This window comes from Moraxella sp. HMSC061H09, assembly GCF_001809255.1.
Classification (GTDB): Bacteria; Pseudomonadota; Gammaproteobacteria; order Pseudomonadales; family Moraxellaceae; genus Moraxella; species Moraxella catarrhalis.
The window spans coordinates 1-751 of the sequence record NZ_KV796832.1 but is presented as its reverse complement, the minus strand read 5'-3'; the positions used below and the strand labels follow the sequence as shown (position 1 = coordinate 751).

Below are 751 nucleotides of genomic sequence, written 5' to 3'. Positions count from 1 at the left end.
CTATATATCACCCAGGTACCATCGGGAGTTTGTGCCCTCCAACACCCTTGGCAATTATTATTATTCATCGTAGCACCCTGTTTATAATCATCAGCGGTAGGCTTTCTTCCTAAAAACTGTTGGGCAAAATCATCTGCTACTTTATTCGGATCTGTACTTTTTTGCATTTCTCTGGATTGGCCAATCTCACCCTTCCCAGGGAATACTCCCTGTCGTAAGTCCTCAACTGCTTTCTTGTTGGTTTGCTGATAATTACTGCTAGTATTACTTAACGGCTTTTGAGCTTTCGCTGAATTATTTACTTGCGTTCGACTACCACCTCTCTAACCGACTGTCTCGAAACCGCATTATAAGCTTCTACAACAGAACCTGAAATTTGATGGCCTGCAGCAGTTACAGCAGCCATTGGTCCATGAATATAAGTAATAAGCGAGCTTTCCAATTGATACAAATACTCAGGAGTACCCGCATGTTCAATCATATATCGATATTTTTGAGATCTCAAATGATTACGACAGGTATTATCTTTACACTGGCGATTATAATGCTCAATAATTTGTGTAACGCTATTTTCCCATGCTACTATTTCCTGAGAAGTCATGCCAGCATGTTCATAGCTGACATATTTCCATTGATGTATGATTGCATCGCAAGCTGCTGAAGATCCAGAGGAGCAAAATGTATTATAATGCAGATAAAAGTTTTTTATGTCATCAGATTTTACTAAAGCATTATTTTGAACCGCCTCCGC

The 751-nt window shown here is 39.5% G+C and carries 1 pseudogene; it reads right to left on the bottom strand.

Annotation, left to right across the window (positions count from 1 at the left end):
* Positions 1 to 298: 298 nt before the first annotated feature.
* Positions 299 to 751 (bottom strand): annotated as a pseudogene (locus HMPREF2573_RS09470) (hemolysin); the annotation flags it as partial.